General features: G+C 67.3%; 5 protein-coding genes. 3 read left to right on the top strand and 2 right to left on the bottom strand.

The genetic code is table 11. The features are described from left to right. Together ABI385_RS13140 and ABI385_RS13145 are read right to left on the bottom strand one after the other, a co-directional pair. On the bottom strand, positions 1–499 hold a 499-nt coding region (locus ABI385_RS13140; protein ID WP_348104200.1), incomplete at its 3' end, for a dienelactone hydrolase family protein. Positions 500–786: 287 nt separating this feature from the next. Then, positions 787–1,587 carry a DinB family protein gene (locus ABI385_RS13145; protein WP_348104201.1) on the bottom strand — a complete coding sequence of 267 codons (801 nt, stop codon included), beginning with the start codon at positions 1,585–1,587 and terminating at the stop codon, positions 787–789. A 70-nt stretch (positions 1,588–1,657) separates the two neighbouring features. On the opposite strand from ABI385_RS13145, the gene ABI385_RS13150 reads away from it, so the two are divergent. From ABI385_RS13150 to ABI385_RS13160, 3 genes are all read left to right on the top strand, one after another. After that, entirely contained in the window at positions 1,658–2,620 is a 963-nt protein-coding gene (locus tag ABI385_RS13150) for a WYL domain-containing protein (RefSeq protein WP_348104202.1), read from the top strand. 631 nt (positions 2,621–3,251) lie between these two features. Then, positions 3,252–4,355, top strand: coding sequence for a winged helix DNA-binding domain-containing protein (locus ABI385_RS13155; RefSeq protein WP_348104203.1), 1,104 nt, complete (start codon positions 3,252–3,254; stop codon positions 4,353–4,355). Between the two features lie 515 nt (positions 4,356–4,870). Next, a complete protein-coding gene (locus ABI385_RS13160) occupies positions 4,871–5,104 on the top strand; it encodes a hypothetical protein (protein ID WP_348104204.1) in 234 nt (77 codons plus the stop codon). Positions 5,105–5,153 lie beyond the last annotated feature (49 nt).

Raw genomic sequence — 5,153 nt, forward strand, 5'->3', positions numbered from 1 at the left:
AGCTGTCTGCGAAGTAGTGCTGGTCTCCGGGGTAGAGAAACAGTTCCGCATCCTCGACCTCGTCGACGATGGCCCGGGCGGCGTCGATGTCGCCCTCTCCGACGAAGATCGGATCAGCGTCCATGCCATGGATCTGGACCGGCACCCCGGCCGGCCACGGCCCGAAGAAGGAACTAGGCACGCAGGAGTAGAACAGCAGCGCGCCCCGGGCACCTGGGCGCGTCTGCGCCAGCTTCTGCGCGGGGACGACGCCGAAGGAGAACCCGGCATACACCACCTCGGCCGCGTATCCCTCAGCTGCGCGCACGCCCCGGTCGACGAGGTCCTCGAAGCCGGCCTGCTCGATGAAGGCCGTTCCCTGTTCGATGCTGTCGAATGAGCGCCCGTGAAACAGGTCGGGCGTATGCACCGTATGTCCGGCGCCGCGTAGCTCGTCGGCGAATCCGACGACCCCCGGGGTCAGGCCCTGCGCGTGGTGGAACAGCACTACCTCAACCATCGTTACCTCTCCTAGTTCTGGCCTTCCCGACCCGCCACCGTGGACCGGCGATCTCGGTCGACACCGCCGATGCGTCGACGACTACGTAACGGTCCGGATGCGCGTCCTCCTTCACTGTCACCGGTCGCTCAGTCGCCGGCGCACACCCGATGAGCCATCCCTCTGGGGCGCATCATGGGTGGTAGCCGATGCAGCAGCACCCCACGAAGACACCGTTGTTGCCTCGACGAGATTCGCGTAGGCATCCCACCCGTCGACGCTGAGGGTCGGGGTCGCGAGCACCACGGTCAGCTCCCGCTCCCCAGTGCGGTCATGTCCCGTTCGGCTTGCAGCCGGTGCTCCCAGTGCTCGTTCAGCACGACCCGCATCGCCTCCCCGAGAGAACAGGACTCCACCTCGGGCCAGCCGGGCTCGGTGCTGGTCAGCACGGAGGTGAGGCCCTCGTCGGTGAGCGAGTCCAAGACATCGCGGACCATGCCCTGGTGTTGACGTCGCACCGTGAGTACCTCCTCGAGGGAGGGCTGTGCCTCGCGGTCCCACGGCACGCCGTCCCATCCCGGCGCCTCGTCCCAGGGCAGGTCCAGCGGGTGCCAGGGAGCTGGGTCCCGCAGGATCAGTCCACCCACCCAGGCGGCCACCGCGAAGTTGAGGTGGCGCAGCGTCTGGATGAACGACCACTCGTCGTCGACGCCCTGGTGGAGGGCGTCCTCGGGGAACGTCCTCGCCCGCGCCACGGTGCCGTCCCAGAGCCGTTCCAGGACCGACCACGCCTCACGGAACCCCTCGACGTCGCGGGGGCGCATCTTGGCCCGTTCGGGCATCAGCCGGTTCAGCTCGGCATCAACGAGCGGTGCGATGTCGACACCGTTCACCACGACGTTCGTCAGCTCGCCGCTGATTTCCACGTCGACCATCTCGACGCCACGCAGCCGGGTCCCGTTGAGATGGGCGGCCCGCACCCGTACGCCGGTGAGGTCGACGAGGTGCATGCGGGCGTCGTTGAAGTACACCTGGGTGAAGTGGGCGCCCCGGAGGCTGACACGCTCGAAGCGTGCGCCTGTCAGGTCCTGCTCGGTGAAGTCGGTCATGGAGGCCACGGTAGGACCGGTTCCGGACGATCTGCTTCCGGTTCTTCGCAGGACCACCTAGCCTGCTCCCGTGAGGTCAGACGTCAGCCCCACCGCGCGGGCGTTGCGGGCCCTCGAGGTCCTGCGCAACCACCCCGGTACGACAGCGGCCGAGCTCGCCGATTGGCTGGGGGTCACGGAGCGGTCCGCGCGACGGTACGTCGCGATCGTCCGGGAGGCCGGCATCGACGTCGAGTCGGTCCGGGGGCCTTACGGCGGGTACCGGCTCGGGTACGGGACGCGGCTTCCTCCGGTCCTGTTCACCAAGGCCGAGGCGCTCTGCCTGGCCATGGCGGTGTTCGACGGCCATCCTGCCGCCAGCGAGGTCGACGACCTAGTTGGCTCCGCTGTGGAGAAGGTCATCCGGGCACTACCCGAGAGTGTCGGCCGGGAGGCACGAACGCTGCGCCAGCACGCCTCAGCCGCTCCGGACCGGAGCTCGGTCCGTACGGACCCGGCGACCACGAGTGCACTCGTCGACGCCGTCGCGGCCCGACACCGGGTCTTGGTCACCTACCAGAGCGAGTCTGGCCAGGAGAGGGAGACCGAGGTCGACCCTTGGGCCGTCGTCGTCCGCCACGGACGCTGGTACCTGTTGTGCCACTCCCACCGGGCGGACGCGATCCGCACCTACCGGGTCGACCGGGTACGTGCGGTCCAGCAGACCGCGCACACGTTCGAGCCGCCTGACGGGCTCGACCCGGTGGCAGCGCTAGAAGAGAACCTGGGCACTGGGTGGGAGTTCCACACCCGCGTTGCGTTCGACGCTCCGCCGGCTGAGGTGGCGCCGTGGATTCGGCCTCCCATGGGACGTCTTCAACCATGCGGAAATGGGTGCGTACTCGTCGGCAGCACGAGCAATCCAGCGATGTATGCGCAGGAGTGGTTGGCGCGCTTGCCGTTTGCCTTCCGGGTTGACGGCGGACAGGAACTCCGCGCCGCGTTCACCACGCTGGCGGCGCGCTTCGCTGCAGCCGTGGCGGACCGACCCTGACCACACCAACTGGGACCCCTGCGGGCCAGCGCACAGAACACCAGTTGACCTAGACAACCGGCCGGCGGCATCCGGCCGTCGGCATGAGCGGCGGCCTCCGCGCCAAGGGCGCCCGGTCACTGACTGAGACACCACCGCGCACTCGACGTGCGCTGACCACCGATCCGGCACCGCCATCCCAAAGCGTCGTCGCGGCACCACGACGACCAAGTGGTCGTCCACCTGCCGGATCTGGCTTCCGTGGACAGGGCTATGAGACTTGGACACCCCGTGGACACGGTTTTGAGATTTGGACACAACGGGGAGGTATGCGTTCCAGTGGTGGTGGTGCGCATCTAAGACAGCGCGAATCGACCCCCACCTGTAGGAACTCATCGAAGTTATCATCGCGAGGGAGCCCTGACCTGCTGGTTCTCACTGTGGTGTCGCGGCTCGCGTCTCACCAACTTGTCCAAATCCTCAGGCCGAGACTCTCTCACCTGCCGACCAGCGAGCGTGTCCTTCCGTCCGGACGACGCATCGCCCCAGCGTTGGTTAGCGGCGTTAATGTGTGGGCCGGAGGTCTCGTGAGGCGACGGGAACCGGTAGATCCGGAAGGGGACTGTCCGGTTGCGCGACTACCGTGGCCGAGGTGTCGATCACCTGGGATCACGCTCTGGCCTGGCGTAGGCAGCGGCAACTGCTCGAGCCGGTCGGAGATGAGCCGGTCGCGGGCGTCGTGCGCACGCTCGGGGCAGTCCTGGCGATGGACGAGAGCGCAGCCGAGCTGGCCGTCGGCATCCGCCGCACCGGATCGCAGTCCGGCGAGCTCGGCCGGGCTCTTGAGGACGGACAGGTCATCAAGTCGTTCGCCTTCCGAGGTGCGGTGCACTACCTCTCGCCCGAGGACGCGGGTGCCTACCTCGCGCTGCGGGCGTCCGGTCGCCAGTGGGAGCTGCCGAGTTGGCAGGAGCACTACCAGCTGAAGCCTGACGACTGGCCCGCGTTTCGGGCGGCTGTCCGCCAGGCACTCGCGCAGGGGCCACTGACCGTGAACGAGCTGGGCGCGAGCGTGACCCGCGAGGCGGCGTACCGGCACCTGCGCCCGGTCTTCGACGACGGCGCCGGCACGCTGATCAAGCCGCTGACCTGGCAAGGGGATGTGAGTCTGGGGCCACGGCGCGGCGGCCAGCAAACCTTCCAACGGCTCGATGACAATCCGCGCTGGAGGGGAGTGTGGGACCTCGACGAGGCGGGACCGCACGCGATCGCCGGGTACTTCCGCTGCTACGGACCGGCCACCCACGACCACATTCACTACTGGCTCGGCAACGGGCTCAGCACCAGCCGGAAGCGCTTGCAATTCTGGCTCACACGGATGGGTGATCGGCTCGTAGAGGTCGATGTCGGCGGTGAGCCCGCGTTTGTCCTGGAGGAAGACGTCGAGCAGCTCATGGCAGCGCGACCCACCAACGCCGTCCGACTGCTGCCGGGTCACGACCCGTGGGTCATCGGCCCAGGCACCAACGACGCGCATGTCGTGCCGCCCGCACGCCGCTCGCCCGTCACCCGGAAGGCCAACCTTGTAGTCGCTGCAGGCGTCGTCAGGGGTACGTGGCTTGCCAAAGCAGGCAACGTTGAGGTGACTTGGTTCGGTGAGAACGGCAAGCCCCCGCTCAACGACGTGGCCGAGGAAGTGGCTCGACTCTCGGCCTTTCTCGATAGCCCGCTCACGATGACCGTCAAGATCGGGTGATGCTCAACCCGGGTCGCACTGCTGCTCCCTCTGTCGATGCCTCCGATCCCGGCCCGCAGCAGGGCGTCGACTGGGCCAGCCACCTCCACAACTGTCACCCCAGTCAGGCGCTGAAATACGCCGAGAAAGACGCAGGGTGCTGATCGGTCCGCAGCGCCCCTTGCGTCCGCTCAAGCCGCGATCCGCGCGGGCCAGTTAGAGTCGGGCGCCGGCGGCACGCGGGGGAGCGAAGCGCGCACCATCCAGATCGCCGACCTAGGCCGACCCTCGACAGCGTCCAGGTGACACGAAACTGGAACGGTGACACGCCGGTGACACGAAATTGGAACTGTGACACGAAATCCGGATTCATACACCACTGTAGGAAATCAGCGAAGTTGTCATCGCGGCGGAGCGGTGACCTGCTGGTTCTCACCGAGGTGACGCAGCTCGCGTCTCACTAACTAGTCCAAATCCTCAGCCGGGGACGTCCTGACATGCCGATGAGCGCGCGCCTGCGTGAGAGGCTTCTAATCGTGCCCAACGAGCTGCCCCCCGCGATTGCTAACGAGGTAGCCGGGTGGCCGGAGTTCCGAATGGGCGTCACTCGCGTGCGGGTCGAACTCGCGGATGGCCGTACGTTCGATGACGTGATGGTCGCAGGTGGCCGCGTTGCCAAGATCCTGGGTCGAGACGAGATTCCGTTCGAGGCGTCCGACGTCGTCGCCGTCACCGATTTCGGGGAGGCACCGCTGCCGCCCGGCTACTGAGCAGAAACGCACTATGCCCGCTAAGGACGGCTAAGCTCGTCCGATATTG

It is taken from the genome of Lapillicoccus sp. (genome assembly GCF_039935575.1).
GTDB lineage: Bacteria > Actinomycetota > Actinomycetes > Actinomycetales > Dermatophilaceae > Lapillicoccus.